Source organism: Streptosporangium sp. NPDC048886 (assembly GCF_055586905.1).
On sequence record NZ_JBVJHH010000111.1, the window covers coordinates 1 to 1,825 of the forward strand.

The following is a 1,825-nucleotide window of genomic DNA, read 5'->3' on the forward strand; positions in this document are numbered from 1 at the left end:
GCCGCCCGACGAGGATGTGAACACCGACGCGTTCTGGATCTTCAGGCAGTAATGGGTTCAAATCCCCCATTGCATTCCTTCCACCTCAACTACCGTCAAATGTCACGATCGTTTGATCTAGCATCATTCAACCAAATCTGTCCCACCCGAATAGCCGGTTTCAGACGTCAACTTCGACTCGACTCGGCCACGGCTTCCGGTGAGTGCCCGTAAGGACGTCGAAGGCCCCCCTCGTCGTGTCCGAGGGGGGCCTCCGGTGAGAACGTGACCGGCTCCGGCGTGGACGCCGGTCCGGTCAGCCGGCGCCTGGCCTCACCGGGCCGTGGGCGTCATCCGCAGTTCGCCATGTTCGAGGTGGTGCTGCCGCCGGGGCCGCCGCCGGAGAAGCGGACGCACTTGCCCTTGGCGGGCAGGATGACCGGGCCCGCGTAGTACTCGAAGTTGCCCCGGTCGGTCCTGCTCTCACCGCCCTCGACTTCCAGGGTGGCCCAGACCGGGGTGGCGGTGCCCACATCGGTGGTCTTCATGGTGACCACGCAGTTGGAGCCGGTGGCGGAGTTGTAGAGCTGGTAGGTGGTGCCGCCGTTGAAGGAGCCGGAGCGCTGGACGGCGAAGCCGGCTCCGCAGGCCTGCTGCGGGGTGTGGGGGTTGGGACGCGAGGCCGCGGGGGGCGGTGCGGACGGCGTCGGCGTCGGGGTCGGGGTCGGCTTGAAGGTGGGTTTGGCCGTCGTGAGGGTCGGCGTCGGCCTGACGGTCGGCGGGAAGGGCGGGGTCGCCGTCGGCTTGGGCGAGGGGAACGTGAACGTCGGCTTCGGGGTGGGGGTCGCCGTCGGCCTGGGCGACGGAGCCGTCTGTGTCGGCTTCGGGGTGGGGGTCGCCGACGGCTTCGGCGTCGGAGCCGTCGGGCTCGGCGTCGTGGGCGCGCTCGGGGTGGGCGTGGTGGGCGCGCTCGGCGTCGGCGTCGTGGGGACGCTCGGGGTGGGCGTGGTGGGCGCGCTCGGCGTCGGCGTCGGCGGCTCGCTCGGGGTGGGCGTGGCCGTCGGGGCCGGGGTCGGCTCGACCGTCGGAGTCCGGGTCGGCGTCGGCGTCGGGGTCGGCGAGGGCGGCGGCGTCGGAGTGGGCGAGGCGCTGGTGCTGGCCTCTCCCCTGGTGGGGGCGGTCGTCGGCACCGCCGGTCCGGTGGTCGCCGGGATGGGAGGCGGGGTGACGAACGACGTCATCGACGGGACCGGCGGCGAGATCGTCGGGGCCTCGGTGTTCAGCTGCAGCGGCCCGACGTCCGGGACCTGCGGGCCGGTCGTGGTGGCCCAGGGCACGGTCACCTTGCCGGTGTCCGCCGGGTCGTCCCCGAGGCCCTGCCCGTCGCCCTGCGCCTGCGACTGGTCGACCAGCCCCAGGGTCGCGTGGGGCGCCGCCCCTTGGGCGGAGGCCCGTTCCGCGTCGAGGGAGGTGTATCTCCCGGCGGCCCAGAGCCCGAGCCCGGACAGCAGGACGACCACGCCGACGCAGGCGGCCAGCACGACGGAGAAACCGCCGGTCTTCGGCCGCTCCTTGGCCTCCGCCGTCACCTGTAGCACGACCGGCCCCTGCACGGGGGGAGCGGCGTCCCGGGGGAGCGGCGGAGCGCCCCAGCCGGGCGGCGCCGTCGGCTGCGGGGCGGTGGCGCCGGGCTGCTGCGGTACGGCGGGCAGCGGCCCGTCCTGCCAGTCGCCGTCCCCGGTGATCCGGATCGCCGGCTCCTCGCCGAGGAGGCGGAGCATGGCGGCCTTGGTGTCGGGTCGTTCGTAGGGGTGCTTGTCGAGGCAGGCGGCCAGGAGGGGGGCGA

1 protein-coding gene is annotated in these 1,825 nt (G+C 73.5%); it reads right to left on the minus strand.

Annotated features, from left to right (window positions below; translation table 11 throughout):
* Positions 1 to 329 precede the first annotated feature (329 nt).
* Positions 330 to 1,825 (minus strand): serine/threonine-protein kinase (locus tag ACZ6R6_RS49290; RefSeq protein ID WP_470104469.1); only part of this gene is annotated, 1,496 nt, incomplete at its 5' end.